General features: G+C 54.7%; 16 protein-coding genes, 3 tRNA genes and 3 rRNA genes. 10 read left to right on the forward strand and 12 right to left on the reverse strand.

Annotated elements, in window-relative coordinates; translation table 11 throughout:
* Nucleotides 1-62 precede the first annotated feature (62 nt).
* Nucleotides 63-1,253, reverse strand: a complete 1,191-nt coding sequence (locus LGL98_RS20300; RefSeq protein WP_136032017.1) for an MFS transporter — start codon at nucleotides 1,251-1,253, stop codon at nucleotides 63-65.
* A gap of 104 nt (nucleotides 1,254-1,357) precedes the next feature.
* Between LGL98_RS20300 and yafC the strand changes: the two genes are divergently transcribed.
* A complete protein-coding gene (yafC, locus tag LGL98_RS20305; protein ID WP_117126542.1) occupies nucleotides 1,358-2,263 on the forward strand; it encodes a DNA-binding transcriptional regulator YafC in 906 nt (301 codons plus the stop codon).
* A gap of 32 nt (nucleotides 2,264-2,295) precedes the next feature.
* Here the strand turns inward: yafC and dkgB are convergent, their stop codons facing one another.
* The 8 genes from dkgB to gmhB all read right to left on the reverse strand — a co-directional run bounded on the left by dkgB (nucleotide 2,296) and on the right by gmhB (nucleotide 9,588).
* Complete coding sequence (dkgB, locus tag LGL98_RS20310; RefSeq protein ID WP_136032020.1) at nucleotides 2,296-3,099, reverse strand: 2,5-didehydrogluconate reductase DkgB; 804 nt, start codon at nucleotides 3,097-3,099, stop codon at nucleotides 2,296-2,298.
* A gap of 164 nt (nucleotides 3,100-3,263) precedes the next feature.
* A tRNA-Asp gene (locus LGL98_RS20315) sits at nucleotides 3,264-3,340 on the reverse strand.
* Between the two features lie 57 nt (nucleotides 3,341-3,397).
* Nucleotides 3,398-3,513, reverse strand: a 5S ribosomal RNA gene (rrf, locus tag LGL98_RS20320).
* A 191-nt stretch (nucleotides 3,514-3,704) separates the two neighbouring features.
* Nucleotides 3,705-6,606: ribosomal RNA gene (locus LGL98_RS20325) — 23S ribosomal RNA — on the reverse strand.
* Between the two features lie 177 nt (nucleotides 6,607-6,783).
* Nucleotides 6,784-6,859: transfer RNA gene (locus LGL98_RS20330), tRNA-Ala, on the reverse strand.
* Nucleotides 6,860-6,964: 105 nt separating this feature from the next.
* Nucleotides 6,965-7,041, reverse strand: a tRNA-Ile gene (locus tag LGL98_RS20335).
* Nucleotides 7,042-7,112: 71 nt separating this feature from the next.
* Nucleotides 7,113-8,652: ribosomal RNA gene (locus LGL98_RS20340) — 16S ribosomal RNA — on the reverse strand.
* The 16S, 23S and 5S rRNA genes sit together here with 3 tRNA genes alongside, the layout of an rRNA operon.
* Before the next feature lie 369 nt (nucleotides 8,653-9,021).
* A complete protein-coding gene (gmhB, locus tag LGL98_RS20345) occupies nucleotides 9,022-9,588 on the reverse strand; it encodes a D-glycero-beta-D-manno-heptose 1,7-bisphosphate 7-phosphatase (RefSeq protein WP_136029097.1) in 567 nt (188 codons plus the stop codon).
* Between the two features lie 188 nt (nucleotides 9,589-9,776).
* On the opposite strand from gmhB, the gene metN reads away from it, so the two are divergent.
* From metN to LGL98_RS20380, 7 genes are all read left to right on the forward strand, one after another.
* A complete protein-coding gene (gene metN, locus LGL98_RS20350) occupies nucleotides 9,777-10,808 on the forward strand; it encodes a methionine ABC transporter ATP-binding protein MetN (protein ID WP_136029094.1) in 1,032 nt (343 codons plus the stop codon).
* On the forward strand, nucleotides 10,801-11,454 hold the full coding sequence (locus LGL98_RS20355) for a methionine ABC transporter permease MetI (RefSeq protein ID WP_002889448.1): 654 nt from the start codon (nucleotides 10,801-10,803) through the stop codon (nucleotides 11,452-11,454). Before metN ends, LGL98_RS20355 begins: the two co-directional genes overlap by 8 nt.
* A 43-nt stretch (nucleotides 11,455-11,497) precedes the next feature.
* Nucleotides 11,498-12,313, forward strand: a complete 816-nt coding sequence (gene metQ, locus LGL98_RS20360; protein ID WP_002889445.1) for a methionine ABC transporter substrate-binding lipoprotein MetQ — start codon at nucleotides 11,498-11,500, stop codon at nucleotides 12,311-12,313.
* A gap of 107 nt (nucleotides 12,314-12,420) precedes the next feature.
* A complete protein-coding gene (gene rcsF, locus LGL98_RS20365; protein ID WP_002889443.1) occupies nucleotides 12,421-12,828 on the forward strand; it encodes an Rcs stress response system protein RcsF in 408 nt (135 codons plus the stop codon).
* Entirely contained in the window at nucleotides 12,825-13,532 is a 708-nt protein-coding gene (gene tsaA / locus LGL98_RS20370) for a tRNA (N6-threonylcarbamoyladenosine(37)-N6)-methyltransferase TrmO (RefSeq protein WP_004178661.1), read from the forward strand. Before rcsF ends, tsaA begins: the two co-directional genes overlap by 4 nt.
* A gap of 111 nt (nucleotides 13,533-13,643) precedes the next feature.
* The gene (proS, locus tag LGL98_RS20375) at nucleotides 13,644-15,362 is read left to right on the forward strand and encodes a proline--tRNA ligase (protein ID WP_004151928.1); all 1,719 of its coding nucleotides are present in this window, start codon (nucleotides 13,644-13,646) and stop codon (nucleotides 15,360-15,362) included.
* Nucleotides 15,363-15,420: 58 nt separating this feature from the next.
* A complete protein-coding gene (locus LGL98_RS20380) occupies nucleotides 15,421-16,263 on the forward strand; it encodes a YaeF family permuted papain-like enzyme (RefSeq protein WP_136029092.1) in 843 nt (280 codons plus the stop codon).
* A 130-nt stretch (nucleotides 16,264-16,393) separates the two neighbouring features.
* Here LGL98_RS20380 and nlpE read toward each other — a convergent pair whose 3' ends face one another.
* The 3 genes from nlpE to LGL98_RS20395 are packed head-to-tail and all read right to left on the reverse strand — an operon-like array spanning nucleotide 16,394 to nucleotide 18,090.
* Nucleotides 16,394-17,092: an envelope stress response activation lipoprotein NlpE gene (gene nlpE / locus LGL98_RS20385; protein WP_136029090.1), complete on the reverse strand. Its 699-nt coding sequence runs from the start codon at nucleotides 17,090-17,092 to the stop codon at nucleotides 16,394-16,396.
* Between the two features lie 42 nt (nucleotides 17,093-17,134).
* A complete protein-coding gene (gene arfB / locus LGL98_RS20390) occupies nucleotides 17,135-17,548 on the reverse strand; it encodes an alternative ribosome rescue aminoacyl-tRNA hydrolase ArfB (protein ID WP_136029088.1) in 414 nt (137 codons plus the stop codon).
* Nucleotides 17,545-18,090 carry a YaeQ family protein gene (locus tag LGL98_RS20395; protein ID WP_136029085.1) on the reverse strand — a complete coding sequence of 182 codons (546 nt, stop codon included), beginning with the start codon at nucleotides 18,088-18,090 and terminating at the stop codon, nucleotides 17,545-17,547. The genes arfB and LGL98_RS20395 overlap by 4 nt, the downstream gene beginning before the upstream one ends.
* 196 nt (nucleotides 18,091-18,286) lie before the next feature.
* Here LGL98_RS20395 and LGL98_RS20400 point away from each other — a divergent pair, with 196 nt between their 5' ends.
* Together LGL98_RS20400 and rof are read left to right on the forward strand one after the other, a co-directional pair.
* Nucleotides 18,287-18,487: a YaeP family protein gene (locus LGL98_RS20400; RefSeq protein WP_002889429.1), complete on the forward strand. Its 201-nt coding sequence runs from the start codon at nucleotides 18,287-18,289 to the stop codon at nucleotides 18,485-18,487.
* Nucleotides 18,474-18,734 carry a Rho-binding antiterminator gene (gene rof, locus LGL98_RS20405; RefSeq protein ID WP_002889424.1) on the forward strand — a complete coding sequence of 87 codons (261 nt, stop codon included), beginning with the start codon at nucleotides 18,474-18,476 and terminating at the stop codon, nucleotides 18,732-18,734. The genes LGL98_RS20400 and rof overlap by 14 nt, the downstream gene beginning before the upstream one ends.
* Nucleotides 18,735-18,742 lie beyond the last annotated feature (8 nt).

The raw sequence follows: 18,742 nt of genomic DNA on the forward strand, positions 1-18,742 counted from the left end.
CGACTGGTTCTTCTGTTATAGGGATTTTCCCACCCACTTTCAATGCAATTTGCGATTAACGCTTAACCTTCGATAGAAACCGCTGCTGAACGGCGCGGCGATTTATCTAAACGACCGCTGAGTCCCACCAGCAGCAAGGCGACCAGCACAATCACCGCGCCAATCCACGGCGTCTGCGCCAGGCCGTACCGCTCAACCGTCTGCCCGCCGACGATTGACCCCAGCGCGATACCGATATTGAAGGCAGCAATATTCAGGCCGGAAGCGACATCGACAGCCCCGGGGGTGTACTGTTCGGCTTTTTGCACCACGTACACCTGCAAACCCGGCACGTTACCGAAGGCGAAGATGCCCATCACCAGTACCGTCGCCAGCGCGGCATAGTGGATGCTGGCGGTCAACTGGAAGACCAGCAGCAGCACCACCAGCGCGGCGAAGATAAACTTCAGCGCGGAGACGGCGCCATGCTTATCGGCCAGTTTGCCGCCCCATACGTTACCGATAGCCACCGAGACACCATAGCCCAGCAGGATCCAGCTCACCGCTGACGGACTGAAACCCGCCAACTCCTGCATCATCGGCGCAAGGAAGGTAAAGGCGGTAAACACGCCGCCGTAGCCCAACGCGGTAATGGCGTAGATCATCAGCAGGCGTGGATGAGTTAAGACTTTCATCTGATCGCGCAGGCTGGCGCTGGCGCGGCCTGGAATATTATTCGGCACCAGAATCAGACTGCTGATAAGCGCAATCACGCCCAGAATTGATACCGCAAGGAACGTTTCCCGCCAGCCAAAATGCTGACCGATAAAGGTGCCAAAGGGAACGCCAGTCACCAGCGCAACCGTCAGGCCGCCGAACATAATGGCAATGGCCGAGGCCGCTTTTTCTTTTGCCACCAGGCTGGTAGCAATTGTCGAACCGATAGAAAAGAACACGCCGTGTGCCAGGCCGGTCAGCAGTCGCGCCAGGATCAGCGTTTCATAGCCCGGCGCCTGCCAGGCCAGCACATTACCCGCCGTAAACAGGACCATCAACGCCAGCAGCAGCTGTTTACGCGGCATCCGGCCAGTCAACGCTGTCAGCACCGGGGCGCCGATCGCCACGCCCAACGCGTAGATAGAGACCAGTAGTCCCGCAGACGGCAAAGAGATAGACAGTTGCTGGGCAATGGTCGGGACCAGGCCGACAATCACAAATTCAGTGGTGCCAATTGCGAAGGCACCGATAGTTAAGGCAAATAGCGCCAGTGGCATAATTTACTCCGTAGCATCAGGATTAAGATGACACGTAGTATGAAGGGTTGTATAAATAACAAAAACTATCAAAGTATCAATAGAATTTTGCTACAGGTGCAATAATGAGAGCCACATCAGAGGAGATCGCCATCTTTGTGGCGGTGGTGGAAAGCGGGAGTTTCAGCCGGGCGGCCGAGCAGCTCGGCCAGGCTAACTCCGCCGTCAGCAGGGCGGTCAAAAAGCTGGAATCAAAGCTAGGCGTAAGCCTGCTCAATAGGACTACCCGCCAGCTCAGCCTGACAGAAGAAGGCGAGCGCTATTTTCGCCGGATGCAGGTGGTCTTGCAGGAAATGGCGGCGGCAGAGAACGATCTGCTGGAGACGCGCACCACGCCGCGGGGCCTGCTGCGGGTAGATGCGGCAACCCCGGTGATGCTGCATTTTCTCATGCCGCTGGTGAAGCCATTTCGCGAGCGCTACCCGGAAATGACGCTGTCGCTCGTCTCGTCTGAGACGTTTATTAACCTGATTGAACGAAAAGTGGATGTGGCCATTCGGGCCGGGACCTTAACGGATTCCAGCCTGCGCGCCCGACCGCTGTTTACCAGCTATCGTAAGATCGTCGCCTCGCCCGACTATGTCGCGCGCTACGGTATGCCGCAGCATCCGTCCGATCTGAAACAGCATCACTGCCTCGGCTTCACCGAGCCGGTATCGCTGAATACCTGGCCGGTCTCCTGCTGCGATGGCCAGCTGTTAGAGATCGAAGCGGCGGTGTCATCCAATAGCGGCGAAACGCTCAAGCAGCTGTGCCTGACCGGCAACGGTATTGCCTGTTTGTCGGATTATATGGTGGATAAAGAGATTGCCAGCGGAGAGTTTGTCGAGCTACTGGCCGATAAGCGCTTACCGGTGGAGATGCCCTTCAGTGCGGTGTACTACAGCGATAGGGCCGTCAGTACACGTATCAGGGCGTTTATTGATTTTCTGAGCGAACACGTAAAACAGCTCCCGAAGGAGCTGTCGTAGTACCTTCTGATGGGCATGCCGGGAGCGGGAGATTAATCCCACTGCGGCGCCAGACCTTCCGGGCTCACCAGACGATCGTTGCAGTCCAGCGCGGCGATCGCTTTACGATCTTCATCATCCAGTTGCAGATCCAGTGCCTTCAGGTTGCTGGCCAGATTGTCACGCTTGGTGGACGATGGGATAACCGCATAGCCTGCGCCCATCGCCCATGCCAGGATAACCTGCGCCGGTGTCGCACTATGTTTCGCTGCGATACGGGCAATTACTTCATCTTTCAGCGCCTTACCGTAAGCCAGCGTCATGTAAGAGGTGATATGAATGCCGTGCTCACGTGCCCAGTCAACGACTTTACGGTTTTGCAGGTACGGCGAGAGCTCAATCTGGTTGGTCGCAATGTTTTCAGCGCCAACGGCGGCAATCGCACGCTCCATCAGCGGAATCGTAAAGTTGGAGATACCAATCTGACGGGTCAGACCCAGCTTCTTCGCTTCCATCAGGGCTACCATAAACTCTTCAACGGCAACCGCATCGTTCGGTGACGGCCAGTGGATCAGCGTCAGGTCAACATAGTCCGTACGCAGCTTCTGCAGACTTTCTTGCAGGCTGGCAATGAGTTTGTCTTTGCTCAGGTTCTCGATCCAGATTTTGGTAGTGATGAACAGCTCATCACGCGGCACGCCGCTTTCGGCGATGGCCTGACCCACCGCGGCTTCGTTGTCGTAGATCTGCGCGGTGTCGATGGCGCGGTAGCCCAGCTCCAGCGCGGTTTTTACGGATGCGATAACAACATCATCTTTCAGACGGAAGGTGCCAAGACCAAATGCAGGGATTGCCATGATTTTCCTCGTTATTTCTTCATTTCAGTTAACGGATGAGATTATGGCTGATGGTGTGGAGGGGAAAAAGAGCGATTAATGCAGAGGATTTTTGCTGAATTAGCAATAATCGAGAACAGATAAAACAAAAAAGCCCTGAGCAAATGCTCAGGGCTCTTAATAAGTGGCGGAACGGACGGGACTCGAACCCGCGACCCCCTGCGTGACAGGCAGGTATTCTAACCGACTGAACTACCGCTCCACCGAATTTCTTCGCTTTATTACCACCGGTTGTCACCCCGGCTTACTGCAATTTGATGCCTGGCAGTTCCCTACTCTCACATGGGGAGACCCCACACTACCATCGGCGCTACGGCGTTTCACTTCTGAGTTCGGCATGGGGTCAGGTGGGACCACCGCGCTAGTGCCGCCAGGCAAATTCTTTGTGCTCGTCCTGTGTCTTTTGCGCTCATACTGCGTTGGCTGCTCTCGCGAGTGTCAGTCACATACTTATGTATGCTCCTTCCATCGTGTCGTTTGCCGCCTTGTCTCAGCGCAAAATCCTTCGGACTCTGAATCAGAGCTGAAAATCTTCTCTCAAATCGCCAAAACATCTTCGGCGTTGTAAGGTTAAGCCTCACGGTTCATTAGTACCGGTTAGCTCAACGCATCGCTGCGCTTACACACCCGGCCTATCAACGTCGTCGTCTTCAACGTTCCTTCAGGAGACTTAAAGTCTCAGGGAGAACTCATCTCGGGGCAAGTTTCGTGCTTAGATGCTTTCAGCACTTATCTCTTCCGCATTTAGCTACCGGGCAGTGCCATTGGCATGACAACCCGAACACCAGTGATGCGTCCACTCCGGTCCTCTCGTACTAGGAGCAGCCCCCCTCAATTCTCCAGCGCCCACGGCAGATAGGGACCGAACTGTCTCACGACGTTCTAAACCCAGCTCGCGTACCACTTTAAATGGCGAACAGCCATACCCTTGGGACCTACTTCAGCCCCAGGATGTGATGAGCCGACATCGAGGTGCCAAACACCGCCGTCGATATGAACTCTTGGGCGGTATCAGCCTGTTATCCCCGGAGTACCTTTTATCCGTTGAGCGATGGCCCTTCCATTCAGAACCACCGGATCACTATGACCTGCTTTCGCACCTGCTCGCGCCGTCACGCTCGCAGTCAAGCTAGCTTATGCCATTGCACTAACCTCCTGATGTCCGACCAGGATTAGCTAACCTTCGTGCTCCTCCGTTACGCTTTGGGAGGAGACCGCCCCAGTCAAACTACCCACCAGACACTGTCCGCAACCCGGATTACGGGTCGACGTTAGAACATCAAACATTAAAGGGTGGTATTTCAAGGTTGGCTCCACGCAGACTGGCGTCCACGCTTCAAAGCCTCCCACCTATCCTACACATCAAGGCTCAATGTTCAGTGTCAAGCTATAGTAAAGGTTCACGGGGTCTTTCCGTCTTGCCGCGGGTACACTGCATCTTCACAGCGAGTTCAATTTCACTGAGTCTCGGGTGGAGACAGCCTGGCCATCATTACGCCATTCGTGCAGGTCGGAACTTACCCGACAAGGAATTTCGCTACCTTAGGACCGTTATAGTTACGGCCGCCGTTTACCGGGGCTTCGATCAAGAGCTTCTCCTTACGGATAACCCCATCAATTAACCTTCCGGCACCGGGCAGGCGTCACACCGTATACGTCCACTTTCGTGTTTGCACAGTGCTGTGTTTTTAATAAACAGTTGCAGCCAGCTGGTATCTTCGACTGGTCTCAGCTCCGTCCGCAGGGACTTCACCTACACACCAGCGTGCCTTCTCCCGAAGTTACGGCACCATTTTGCCTAGTTCCTTCACCCGAGTTCTCTCAAGCGCCTTGGTATTCTCTACCTGACCACCTGTGTCGGTTTGGGGTACGATTTAATGTTACCTGATGCTTAGAGGCTTTTCCTGGAAGCAGGGCATCTGTCACTTCAGTACCGTGGTACCTCGTCATCACACCTCAGCCTTGATTATCCGGATTTGCCTGGATAACCAGCCTACATGCTTAAACCGGGACAACCGTCGCCCGGATGACATAGCCTTCTCCGTCCCCCCTTCGCAGTAACACCAAGTACAGGAATATTAACCTGTTTCCCATCGACTACGCCTTTCGGCCTCGCCTTAGGGGTCGACTCACCCTGCCCCGATTAACGTTGGACAGGAACCCTTGGTCTTCCGGCGAGCGGGCTTTTCACCCGCTTTATCGTTACTTATGTCAGCATTCGCACTTCTGATACCTCCAGCAACCCTCACAGGTCACCTTCGCAGGCTTACAGAACGCTCCCCTACCCAACAACACATAGTGTCGCTGCCGCAGCTTCGGTGCATGGTTTAGCCCCGTTACATCTTCCGCGCAGGCCGACTCGACCAGTGAGCTATTACGCTTTCTTTAAATGATGGCTGCTTCTAAGCCAACATCCTGGCTGTCTGGGCCTTCCCACATCGTTTCCCACTTAACCATGACTTTGGGACCTTAGCTGGCGGTCTGGGTTGTTTCCCTCTTCACGACGGACGTTAGCACCCGCCGTGTGTCTCCCGTGATAACATTCTTCGGTATTCGTAGTTTGCATCGGGTTGGTAAGTCGGGATGACCCCCTAGCCGAAACAGTGCTCTACCCCCGAAGATGAATTCACGAGGCGCTACCTAAATAGCTTTCGGGGAGAACCAGCTATCTCCCGGTTTGATTGGCCTTTCACCCCCAGCCACAAGTCATCCGCTAATTTTTCAACATTAGTCGGTTCGGTCCTCCAGTTAGTGTTACCCAACCTTCAACCTGCCCATGGCTAGATCACCGGGTTTCGGGTCTATACCCTGCAACTTAACGCCCAGTTAAGACTCGGTTTCCCTGCGGCTCCCCTATACGGTTAACCTTGCTACAGAATATAAGTCGCTGACCCATTATACAAAAGGTACGCAGTCACACCCGAAGGTGCTCCCACTGCTTGTACGTACACGGTTTCAGGTTCTTTTTCACTCCCCTCGCCGGGGTTCTTTTCGCCTTTCCCTCACGGTACTGGTTCACTATCGGTCAGTCAGGAGTATTTAGCCTTGGAGGATGGTCCCCCCATATTCAGACAGGATACCACGTGTCCCGCCCTACTCTTCGAGTTCACAACCTGTGCATTTTGGTGTACGGGACTATCACCCTGTACCGTCGGACTTTCCAGACCGTTCCACTAACACACAAGCTGATTCAGACTCTGGGCTGCTCCCCGTTCGCTCGCCGCTACTGGGGGAATCTCGGTTGATTTCTTTTCCTCGGGGTACTTAGATGTTTCAGTTCCCCCGGTTCGCCTCGTTAACCTATGTATTCAGTTAACGATAGTGTGACGAATCACACTGGGTTTCCCCATTCGGACATCGCCGGCTATAACGGTTCATATCACCTTACCGACGCTTTTCGCAGATTAGCACGTCCTTCATCGCCTCTGACTGCCAGGGCATCCACCGTGTACGCTTAGTCGCTTAACCTCACAACCCGAAGATGTTTCGTAAAACATCAACGTGTCGCGAAAATTTGAGAGACTCGAACACACTTAAACAGTGTGTCGTTTCAATTTTCAGCTTGATCCAGATTTTTAAAGAGCAAAACTTCGCAGTGCACCTTTTCAGGTTCACTCTGAAGTTTTCTTGTGTTCGCAGTAAAGATGGTGGAGCTATGCGGGATCGAACCGCAGACCTCCTGCGTGCAAAGCAGGCGCTCTCCCAGCTGAGCTATAGCCCCATCGAATGAATCTCTTTAACCTTAATTCGTTTTCGGGCGCGGCGTGGTGAAGCGAAGCATACTGAAGTATGCGAGCTTTGCCACAACAAAGCACGAGAGCGAATTTGGTAGGCCTGAGTGGACTTGAACCACCGACCTCACCCTTATCAGGGGTGCGCTCTAACCACCTGAGCTACAAGCCTGCAGAGATTACTTACTGCTCTATTTTCATCAGACAATCTGTGTGAGCACTACAAAGGCAGGTTCTTTAAGGTAAGGAGGTGATCCAACCGCAGGTTCCCCTACGGTTACCTTGTTACGACTTCACCCCAGTCATGAATCACAAAGTGGTAAGCGCCCTCCCGAAGGTTAAGCTACCTACTTCTTTTGCAACCCACTCCCATGGTGTGACGGGCGGTGTGTACAAGGCCCGGGAACGTATTCACCGTAGCATTCTGATCTACGATTACTAGCGATTCCGACTTCATGGAGTCGAGTTGCAGACTCCAATCCGGACTACGACATACTTTATGAGGTCCGCTTGCTCTCGCGAGGTCGCTTCTCTTTGTATATGCCATTGTAGCACGTGTGTAGCCCTGGTCGTAAGGGCCATGATGACTTGACGTCATCCCCACCTTCCTCCAGTTTATCACTGGCAGTCTCCTTTGAGTTCCCGGCCGGACCGCTGGCAACAAAGGATAAGGGTTGCGCTCGTTGCGGGACTTAACCCAACATTTCACAACACGAGCTGACGACAGCCATGCAGCACCTGTCTCACAGTTCCCGAAGGCACCAAAGCATCTCTGCTAAGTTCTGTGGATGTCAAGACCAGGTAAGGTTCTTCGCGTTGCATCGAATTAAACCACATGCTCCACCGCTTGTGCGGGCCCCCGTCAATTCATTTGAGTTTTAACCTTGCGGCCGTACTCCCCAGGCGGTCGATTTAACGCGTTAGCTCCGGAAGCCACGCCTCAAGGGCACAACCTCCAAATCGACATCGTTTACGGCGTGGACTACCAGGGTATCTAATCCTGTTTGCTCCCCACGCTTTCGCACCTGAGCGTCAGTCTTTGTCCAGGGGGCCGCCTTCGCCACCGGTATTCCTCCAGATCTCTACGCATTTCACCGCTACACCTGGAATTCTACCCCCCTCTACAAGACTCTAGCCTGCCAGTTTCGAATGCAGTTCCCAGGTTGAGCCCGGGGATTTCACATCCGACTTGACAGACCGCCTGCGTGCGCTTTACGCCCAGTAATTCCGATTAACGCTTGCACCCTCCGTATTACCGCGGCTGCTGGCACGGAGTTAGCCGGTGCTTCTTCTGCGGGTAACGTCAATCAACAAGGTTATTAACCTTATTGCCTTCCTCCCCGCTGAAAGTGCTTTACAACCCGAAGGCCTTCTTCACACACGCGGCATGGCTGCATCAGGCTTGCGCCCATTGTGCAATATTCCCCACTGCTGCCTCCCGTAGGAGTCTGGACCGTGTCTCAGTTCCAGTGTGGCTGGTCATCCTCTCAGACCAGCTAGGGATCGTCGCCTAGGTGAGCCGTTACCCCACCTACTAGCTAATCCCATCTGGGCACATCTGATGGCATGAGGCCCGAAGGTCCCCCACTTTGGTCTTGCGACGTTATGCGGTATTAGCTACCGTTTCCAGTAGTTATCCCCCTCCATCAGGCAGTTTCCCAGACATTACTCACCCGTCCGCCGCTCGTCACCCGAGAGCAAGCTCTCTGTGCTACCGCTCGACTTGCATGTGTTAGGCCTGCCGCCAGCGTTCAATCTGAGCCATGATCAAACTCTTCAATTTAAGTTTGATGCTCGTGAATTAAACTTCGTAATGAATTACGCATGTTCACTCAGAGACTTGGTATTCATTTTTCGTCCGAGGACGTTAAGAATCCATGTCACTTTGAGTGCCCACACAGATTGTCTGATAAATTGTTAAAGAGCAGTTGCGACGCGCTTTAGCGCTCTGTCGCGAGGTGGCGTATATTACGCTTTCCTCTTTCAGAGTCAACCCTGAATTTCAGGATTTTTCTCTTCAACCGAACCGGCTGTTTGTGTGAAGTGATTCACATCCGCCGTGTCGATGGAGGCGCATTATAGGGAGCTCTCCGGGAATGACAAGCGGAAAAATACAATTTTATTTCAACCGCTCATCTTTTAAACGCAACGCTTATTTTTGCTGCTTTTTAATCGCCGCCGGCAGCTCTGCCAGGCTATTTAGCACCCAGTCAGCCGCTTTTTCCGCTTCTTTAGTCAGGGGCTTACCGGTACGCACCAGCACTTTAGTACCGACATCCGCAGCCGCTGCCGCCTGCATATCTTCCAGTTTGTCCCCTACCATATAAGAAGCAGCCATATCGATATGCAGATAATCGCGGGCGGAGATCAACATCCCCGGATGCGGTTTACGACAATCACAGGTCTGACGGTACTCCTCCATCGCACCCTGCGGGTGATGCGGGCAATAATAGATACCGTCCAGGTCGACGCCACGGTCTGCCAGAGACCAGTCCATCCATTCGGTCAGCGTTTCAAACTGGGCTTCGGTAAATTTACCGCGGGCAATACCGGACTGGTTAGTGACCAGCACCAGCGCGTAGCCCATCTCTTTTAGTTCGCGCATCGCGTCAATGACGCCATCGATAAATTCAAAATTGTCGATTTCGTGGACGTAGCCATGATCGACATTAATAGTGCCGTCACGGTCGAGAAAAATTGCGGGTACTGACTTTGCCACCGGTTTGCTCCTGAAAAAGGCTAGTGCCGCTAGTATCGCATGTTTCCGCATGCAAGAAAGTGCTCATTATAAAGAGTCAGATTGATTTAGACGTCTGGATGCCTTAACATCCATTTCATTGCCAGGCATCGCCTGGATACGGCAGAAGAAAATGCCACGGCAAACGGCTAAACGATAATAAATAACTGATGATTAAACTTTCCAATATCACCAAAGTATTCCAGCAGGGGAATCGCAGCATTCAGGCGCTGAATAACGTCAGCCTGCATGTCCCTGCCGGACAGATTTACGGCGTCATCGGTGCCTCCGGCGCTGGTAAAAGTACGTTGATTCGCTGCGTTAACCTGCTGGAGCGCCCGACCGAGGGCAGCGTACAGGTTGACGGTCAGGAGCTGACTGCCCTGTCAGAAAAAGAGCTAACCCGCGCTCGCCGTCAAATTGGCATGATTTTCCAGCATTTTAACCTGTTGGCCTCGCGGACCGTTTTCGGCAACGTGGCATTACCCCTGGAGCTGGATAACACGCCGCAGGCTGAAATCAAACGCCGTGTCACTGAGCTGCTGGATCTTGTCGGCCTGGGTGATAAGCACGACAGCTACCCGGCCAATCTCTCCGGCGGCCAGAAACAGCGCGTCGCTATTGCCCGCGCGCTGGCCAGCAACCCTAAAGTATTGCTGTGCGATGAAGCCACCAGCGCCCTGGACCCGGCCACGACCCGTTCCATTCTCGAACTGCTGAAAGACATTAACCGTCGCCTGGGACTGACCATTCTGCTGATCACCCATGAAATGGATGTGGTGAAGCGCATCTGCGACTGCGTGGCGGTCATTAGCAACGGTCAACTGATCGAGCAGGATACGGTGAGCGAAGTCTTCTCCCATCCGAAGACGCCGCTGGCTCAGCAATTCATTCAGTCCACGCTGCACCTCGACATTCCGGATGACTACCAGGCGCGCCTGAAACCTACCGCCATAGCGGATAGCGTGCCGATGCTGCGCATGGAATTTACCGGCCACTCCGTCGATGCGCCGCTGCTCTCTGAAACCGCGCGTCGCTTCAACGTGAATAACAACATTATCAGCGCGCAGATGGATTATGCCGGCGGGGTGAAGTTCGGCATCATGCTCACCGAAATGCACGGTACACAGGAAGACACTCAGGCGGCCATCGCCTGGCTGCAGGAACATCATGTAAAAGTAGAGGTATTGGGTTATGTCTGAGGCAATGATGTGGCTGCTGTTGCGCGGCGTATGGGAAACGCTGGCAATGACTTTTGTCTCTGGCTTCTTCGGTTTTGTCCTCGGCCTGCCGGTGGGCGTGCTGCTGTACGTGACCCGTCCGGGGCAAATCGTCGCCAATGCCAAACTGTACCGCACGCTGTCAGCACTGGTGAATATTTTCCGCTCCATCCCGTTCATTATCCTGCTGGTCTGGATGATTCCATTTACCCGCGTGATCGTCGGTACTTCTATCGGCCTGCAGGCAGCGATTGTGCCATTAACGGTTGGCGCCGCGCCGTTTATCGCCCGCATGGTGGAGAACGCCCTGCTGGAGATCCCCACCGGCCTTATCGAAGCCTCCCGCGCGATGGGTGCCACACCGCTGCAGATCGTGCGCAAAGTCCTGCTGCCTGAAGCGCTGCCAGGTCTGGTCAACGCCGCCACCATCACGCTCATCACGCTGGTGGGCTACTCCGCCATGGGCGGCGCGGTGGGCGCTGGTGGCCTGGGGCAGATTGGTTATCAGTATGGCTATATCGGCTATAACGCCACCGTGATGAATACCGTACTGGTATTGCTGGTTGTTCTGGTTTATTTAATTCAATTCTCTGGCGATCGCATCGTCCGGGCTGTGACTCACAAATAACGTTATTGGCAGACAACACTCATTCTTACAGGAAGGAAATAACATGGCCTTTAATTTCAAAACCTTTGCGGCAGTTGGCGCGTTAATCGGTTCTCTGGCGCTGGTGGGTTGCGGTCAGGATGAAAAAGATCCGAATCATATTAAAGTCGGCGTTATCGTCGGGGCGGAACAGCAGGTCGCGGAAGTTGCGCAGAAAGTAGCAAAAGAGAAGTATGGCCTTGACGTTGAACTGGTGACCTTCAACGATTACGTGCTGCCAAACGAAGCGCTGAGCAAAGGCGATATCGACGTGAACGCTTTCCAGCATAAACCGTACCTCGATCAACAGATTAAAGACCGCGGCTATAAGCTGGTGGCTGTCGGCAACACCTTCGTCTACCCAATCGCGGGTTATTCGAAGAAAATCAAATCGCTGGACGAACTGCAGCCGGGCTCGCAGATCGCCGTCCCGAACGATCCGACCAACCTCGGTCGTTCCCTGCTGCTGCTGCAGCAGGTGGGGCTGATCAAACTGAAAGACGGCGTGGGCCTGCTGCCGACCTCGCTGGACATCGTCGAGAACCCGAAAAATCTGAAGATTGTTGAGCTGGAAGCGCCACAGCTGCCGCGTTCTCTGGACGATGCGCAGATTGCGCTGGCCGTCATTAATACCACTTACGCCAGCCAGATTGGCCTGACCCCGGCGAAAGACGGCATCTTTGTTGAAGGCAAAGAGTCTCCTTACGTGAACCTGATTGTGGCGCGTGAAGACAATAAAGATGCTGAGAATGTGAAGAAATTCGTTCAGGCTTACCAGAGCGATGAAGTTTACGAAGCAGCGAACAAGATCTTTAACGGCGGTGCCGTGAAAGGCTGGTAATCTTTTCTCACCGTAATATCATTCAGGACGGGCTTCACGCCCGTCTTGTCATTTATGCAAGCACCTGATTCAATAACGCCCTGTTTTTTATTCATTGAGGAAATACTATGCGTGCTTTACCGATCTGTTTGTTAGCACTCATGTTAAGCGGTTGTTCCATGCTAAGCAGATCTCCCGTTGAACCTGCTCAAAGCACTGCAACCCCCCCGGTTAAATCGGAGCCAAGCAAACCACGCGCCACCCGCCCGGCGCCGGTACGTATTTACACCGATGCGTCAGAACTGGTAGGTAAACCGTTCCGCGATCTGGGTGAAGTGTCTGGCGAGTCCTGCCAGGCCTCGAATCAGGATTCTCCGCCGAATATCCCCACCGCGCGCAAGCGCCTGCAGATTAATGCTGCGCGTATGAAAGCCAATGCTGTCCTGCTTCACCGCTGCGAAGTGACCAGCGGTACGCCAGGCTGCTACCGTCAGGCCGTTTGCCTGGGTTCAGCGCTTAACGTCTCGGCGCAATGAGCGCATTTCAGTTCGCGCAGATAGGCGTCATCCGTTCGCCGTATAAAGAGAAGTTTGCCGTTCCTCGCCAGCCAGGCCTGGTGAAACACGGCGGCGGAGAACTTCATCTGGTCGCGCCCTATAACCAGGCCGACGCCGTGCGTGGCCTGGAGAGCTTCAGCCATCTGTGGATCCTGTTTGTGTTTCATCAGACAATGGAAGGCGGTTGGCGTCCGACGGTGCGACCTCCCCGACTGGGCGGCAATGCGCGGATGGGCGTCTTCGCCACCCGTTCAACGTTTCGCCCTAATCCCATCGGCATGTCGCTCGTTGAGCTCAAGGGCATTCGCTGTCAGAAAGATCAGGTAATACTGGAACTCGGCAGCCTCGATCTCGTCGACGGGACGCCGGTGGTTGATATCAAACCGTATCTTCCTTTCGCCGAAGCCCTGCCGGACGCCAGCGCCAGCTATGCGCAGCAGGCGCCGCTGGCGGGTATGAACGTCAGCTTTACGCCGGAAATAGACGCACAGTTACTCACGCTGGAAAAACGCTACCCACATATCAAAGCGTTTATCCGCGAGGTGCTGGCGCAGGATCCGCGTCCGGCCTACCGAAAAGAGGAACAAGCAGGAAAAACGTATGCCGTCTGGCTGCTGGATTTCAACGTCCGCTGGCGGGTGATTGCCTCTGGTTTTGAAGTCTTTGCCCTCGAAGCACGCTAATTTTATTTTCCTCTCTTTTGGCATCTTTGCCACACTGGTAAACTAAACCACTTTTTTGTTTCAGGCTGGGCAACCAGCCTGTTCCGCTCGTTTAACTGGAACCGTTACAACATGCGTACTAGCCAATATCTGCTCTCCACTCTGAAGGAGACACCTGCCGACGCCGAGGTAATCAGCCACCAGCTGATGCTGCGCGCCGGGATGATCCGCAAGCTGGCCTCCGGGTTATATACCTGGCTGCCGACCGGCGTGCGCGTCCTGAAAAAAGTCGAAAACATCGTGCGTGAAGAGATGAACAACGCCGGTGCGATCGAGGTGTTAATGCCGGTCGTTCAGCCTTCTGAACTGTGGCAGGAGAGCGGTCGCTGGGAGCAGTACGGCCCGGAACTACTGCGCATTGCCGATCGCGGCGATCGTCCGTTCGTCCTCGGTCCAACCCACGAAGAGGTTATTACCGATCTGATCCGCAACGAGCTGAACTCCTATAAACAGCTGCCGCTGAACTTCTATCAGATCCAGACCAAATTCCGCGATGAAGTGCGCCCGCGTTTCGGTGTGATGCGCTCCCGTGAATTCCTGATGAAAGATGCCTACTCTTTCCATACTTCGCAGGAATCGCTGCAGGAAACCTACGACGCGATGTATGCCGCTTACAGCAAAATCTTCAGCCGTATGGGGCTGGATTTCCGCGCGGTACAGGCTGACACCGGTTCTATCGGCGGCAGCGCCTCCCATGAATTCCAGGTGCTGGCGCAGAGCGGTGAAGACGATGTGATCTTCTCCGACAGTTCCGACTACGCGGCAAACATCGAGTTTGCCGAAGCCGTTGCGCCGAAAGAGCCGCGCGCCGCCGCCACCCAGGAGATGACCCTGGTCGATACGCCGAACGCCAAAACCATCGCCGAGCTGGTGGAGCAGTTCAACCTGCCGATCGAAAAAACGGTGAAAACCCTGCTGGTGAAAGCGGTTGAAGATAGCGCTTCCCCGCTGGTTGCCCTGCTGGTGCGCGGCGATCACGAGCTGAACGAAGTGAAAGCGGAAAAACTGCCGCAGGTCGCCAGCCCGCTGACCTTCGCCACCGAAGAAGAGATCCGCGCCCTGGTGAACGCCGGTCCGGGATCCCTGGGCCCGGTGAACATGCCGGTTCCGGTGATTATCGACCGTACTGTAGCAGTGATGAGCGATTTCGCCGCTGGCGCCAACATTGATGGCAAACACTACTTCGGCATCAACTGGGACCGCGATGTCGCCACCCCGGAAGTCGCCGATATCCGTAACGTCGTCGCCGGCGACCCGAGCCCGGACGGTAAAGGTACCCTGCTTATCAAACGCGGTATCGAAGTGGGTCATATCTTCCAGCTGGGGACGAAGTACTCCGAGGCGATGAAAGCCGCGGTTCAGGGCGAAGATGGCCGTAACCAGATCCTGACCATGGGCTGCTATGGTATCGGGGTGACTCGCGTGGTAGCGGCAGCGATTGAGCAGAACTTTGACGATCGCGGTATCGTCTGGCCGGATGCGATTGCGCCGTTCCAGGTAGCGATCCTGCCGATGAACATGCACAAATCTTACCGTGTGCAGGAGCTGGCGGAAAAACTGTACGCCGAGCTGAGCGCCCAGGGTATTGAAGTGCTGATGGACGATCGTAAGGAGCGTCCGGGCGTCATGTTCGCCGATATGGAGCTGATCGGCATTCCGCACACCATCGTGCTGGGCGATCGGAACCTCGACAACGATGATATCGAATACAAATATCGTCGCAACGGTGAGAAGCAGCTGATTAAGACCGGCGATATTGTGGAATATCTGGTTAAAGCGATAAAAGGCTAACACCCACCCCAGGGCCCTGAACGGATGTCAGGGCCTTTTTTTTACAAGGACAGTACCCATGACTGCACATCTCCTCCGCAGCGGACTGCTTACTTTTGCCCTGCTCCTGCTTACCGCCTGTACCCTGGACGTTGGCCGTAGCTTCCCTTCCACATCTGCTACCGATGACCATTCATCATCCTGGGCTATTACCCTCCAGCGTCAAAGCTCGATTGCCGGTAGCGGACTGCGCGAAATCGCCGAAAGCGACCTGCGCTCCGGCGACCTGCTGTTCTCCTCCAGCCTGGGCGTCACTTCGCTTGGGATCCGCGCCTTCAGCGCCTCTTCTGTAAGCCACGTCGCACTGTATCTTGGCGAAGGTCAGGTTGCGGAAGCCACCGGCGCCGGCGTACAAGTGATTACCCTTCAACAGGCGCTGGCGCACAGCGATAAACTCTTTGCTCTCAGGGTGCCTGACCTGACGCCGGACCAGGCAACGGCGATGAAAAGTTTTGCCTGGCAGGTCAAAGACAGCGGGTATAACTATCGCGGCATTATTCAGTTTATCCCTTATATGGTCACCAAACCGCTCTGCTCGCTTAACCCCTTCTCACGAAACTTTCGCCAACAGTGCGTCAGCGGCCTGGCCAAAGCGCAGCTGGGCGATGCGGCAAGCGCCGACAAGAAAGCGTGGTTTTGCTCGGAGTTTGTCAGCGAGGCCTTCGTCAGAGCCGGGCATCCGCTGACGCTCGCGCAGGCGGCGTGGATCAGTCCTTCCGATCTGCTGCACATGCGGGAAGGAGACGTCGCCACGTTTAAACCCGAAACGCAGCTAGAGTATGTCGGACATTTGAAACTGGGAGTTTATCTTCAGGCCGGTAAGCTGGTAGGGCTGAACAAACCGAAGGACAGTGCGGAGTAAAGAAACGATTGACGCTTTTCCGCCAGCCAGATCCACGCTCACTCTTGATGTGACAGGGCTAATAACAGGAGTAAGTAGGTGGTACTGCGCGGGATCATCCCCTGCCCGTTACCGGACAGGGGCCTGACAATCAATGGCTGCAGTCTTTACCGGGAATAAATTTGCCGGCTTGATCCGTCATCAGCGTTTTCATCATTTCGCCGGTGTCCGGGTTCGCCTCGAGGGTAAAGTGCCCCTCCACCACCAGCAGCACCGGTCGTGAATCATTGCCGCGGGCAGCAGCATAATCCCGCTCAAGCTGGGCATTGTTCGCCACCGCGACGCGTTTACCGGTCGCGCAATCGGTAAAGGTTGCCGCATCGGCCATATAGAAATACATACCGCGCATCGCCATCGGGGTGATCGGTAGACTGGCCTTCACTGGCTCCAGGGTATAGTTGAGAGGAGACTGAACGGGGCTCCCGTTGCGGTCAAGCATCTCCAGCTTGTCGCCCTTCGCGCGAAAGTAAGATTTCTCGCCTTTGCTGTCGGTCAGCACCAGTTTATCCGCGGTACGCGCCCAGGTGCCATAAGAGGCAAAGGATGACGGTTCACGACGGGCCCCCAGGTAGTGCTCGTTCATCACCCAGGTTCCGTCTTTTTCCAGGAATAGTGAGGTGTCGATGCCTTCGCAATCCGCGCAAGGCAGCACGCCGCGCCAGCTTTGCTGCATCGGCTTGAGCTCTTCCATCGCCGACGGTTGGACCGTGTCAGTCTCGGCGCGATGGTTACAACCAAACAGCGCGAACAGCGAACAGGCCGCTATCACGGAGAATACGATTTTCTTCACTTTGCTTTCCTTATCATCCATTTTACCCGTTCGCCGACGCCTTCACTGGCGAACTTTCCCACGCAGCGCCTTGACTGAGGACTTTTGTGCCTTGGAAGCAAGGCGTCGCTCTTTGGATGCCCGAGTCGGTCGCGTCTCCCGGCGACTTTTTTGCACTGCGGTTAATTCTTTTATGAGGGCCACCAGCCGCGAGATCGCCGCTTCGCGGTTCATCTCCTGGCTGCGATATTCCTGAGCCTTAATGATAACCACACCGTCAGCAGAAATTAAGTGGTGGCTGGCGGCGAGCAGGCGCTCTTTGTAAAACGCCGGCAGGCTCGAGGCCTTGATATCAAAGCGGAGATGGATCGCCGTCGACGCTTTGTTCACATGCTGGCCTCCGGCCCCCTGGGCACGAATACCTTCCAGCGTGACCTCATTATCGGCAATGGCCACGCTGCGGCTAATGGTAATCATGCTGATGCTTGCCAGGCCGTTAAATGAATTTCCAGATTATTCCGAGCATCGGATAACCAGATACTACCGTCCTGCAGGGTGGCCTGCAGCGTCATGGTACGGTCGGCAAAGGCGCTAAGCTGTGCCAGTTGCGCGTCATCAAGATACCAGATGGTCAGCTTCGGGTACGCCGCAAGCTTGTTCTGATTCTGCTGCCACCAGATTTCAGCTGCCCGGCTATTATAGGCAAACAGCGCCACCGCCTGCGCCCGTGAACAGGCTTTCTTAATCCGCCGCTCATCCGGAAGCCCCAGCTCGATCCACAGATCGACCCCGAGATGATCGTTAAGCTGCCACAGCTCCGGCTCGTCTTCCGACGACAGGCCGCGGGTAAACTGCAGCCGTTCATCGGCATATTTGATCCACGCCAGCAGGCGCAGCATCATGCGCTCCTGGGTTTCTGACGGATGCTGCGCCAGCGTCAGGTTAGCATCCAGAAACTGGTTGCGATCCAGATCGGCTACATTCACCGCGGCTTTATATATCGTCGCTTTTAGCGCCATGAATAAACTCCTGAAAAAAATGGCGTACATTGTAGCGAAACTGGCGGCAAAAGGCTGTCGTCAATCGCAGCAACCTGTTTCATCCTGCTGAAATTGCTTAAATGACTATGATATAGTTCCCTTGCTAAACAGAGTTTATCTTCGTAGGCTTAAACTTGCATCCCACGGTTGAGTCAGAACGCTGACAGGAGGGCATGTGGACCACTATTGTGAGTTAATACGCAAGCGGTATGCGGAAATAGCCAGCGGAGACTTAGGGTATATCCCGGATGCGCTGGGTTGCGTGTTGAAAGTATTGAATGAGATTGCGGCGGATGAGGCCCTTTCGGAGTCAGTCAGGGAAAAGGCCGCTTATGCGGCAGCAAACTTACTGGTGAGCGATTATGTCAATGAATGATACTTATCAACCCATTAACTGCGATGATTACGACAACCTGGAGCTGGCCTGCCAGCATCACCTGGTGCTGACGCTGGCGCTGAAGGATGGCGAACAGCTGCAGGCCAAGGCCAGCGATCTAATCTCGCGTAAAAATATCGAGTATCTGGTGGTCGAACTCGCCGGCAATGTCCGCGAGCTGCGCCTGGATAAAATCGCCAGCTTCAGTCACCCGGAAATCGGCACCGTGGTGGTGAGCGAATCCTGAATCAAAAA

It is taken from the genome of Klebsiella africana (assembly GCF_020526085.1).
Lineage (GTDB): Bacteria > Pseudomonadota > Gammaproteobacteria > Enterobacterales > Enterobacteriaceae > Klebsiella > Klebsiella africana.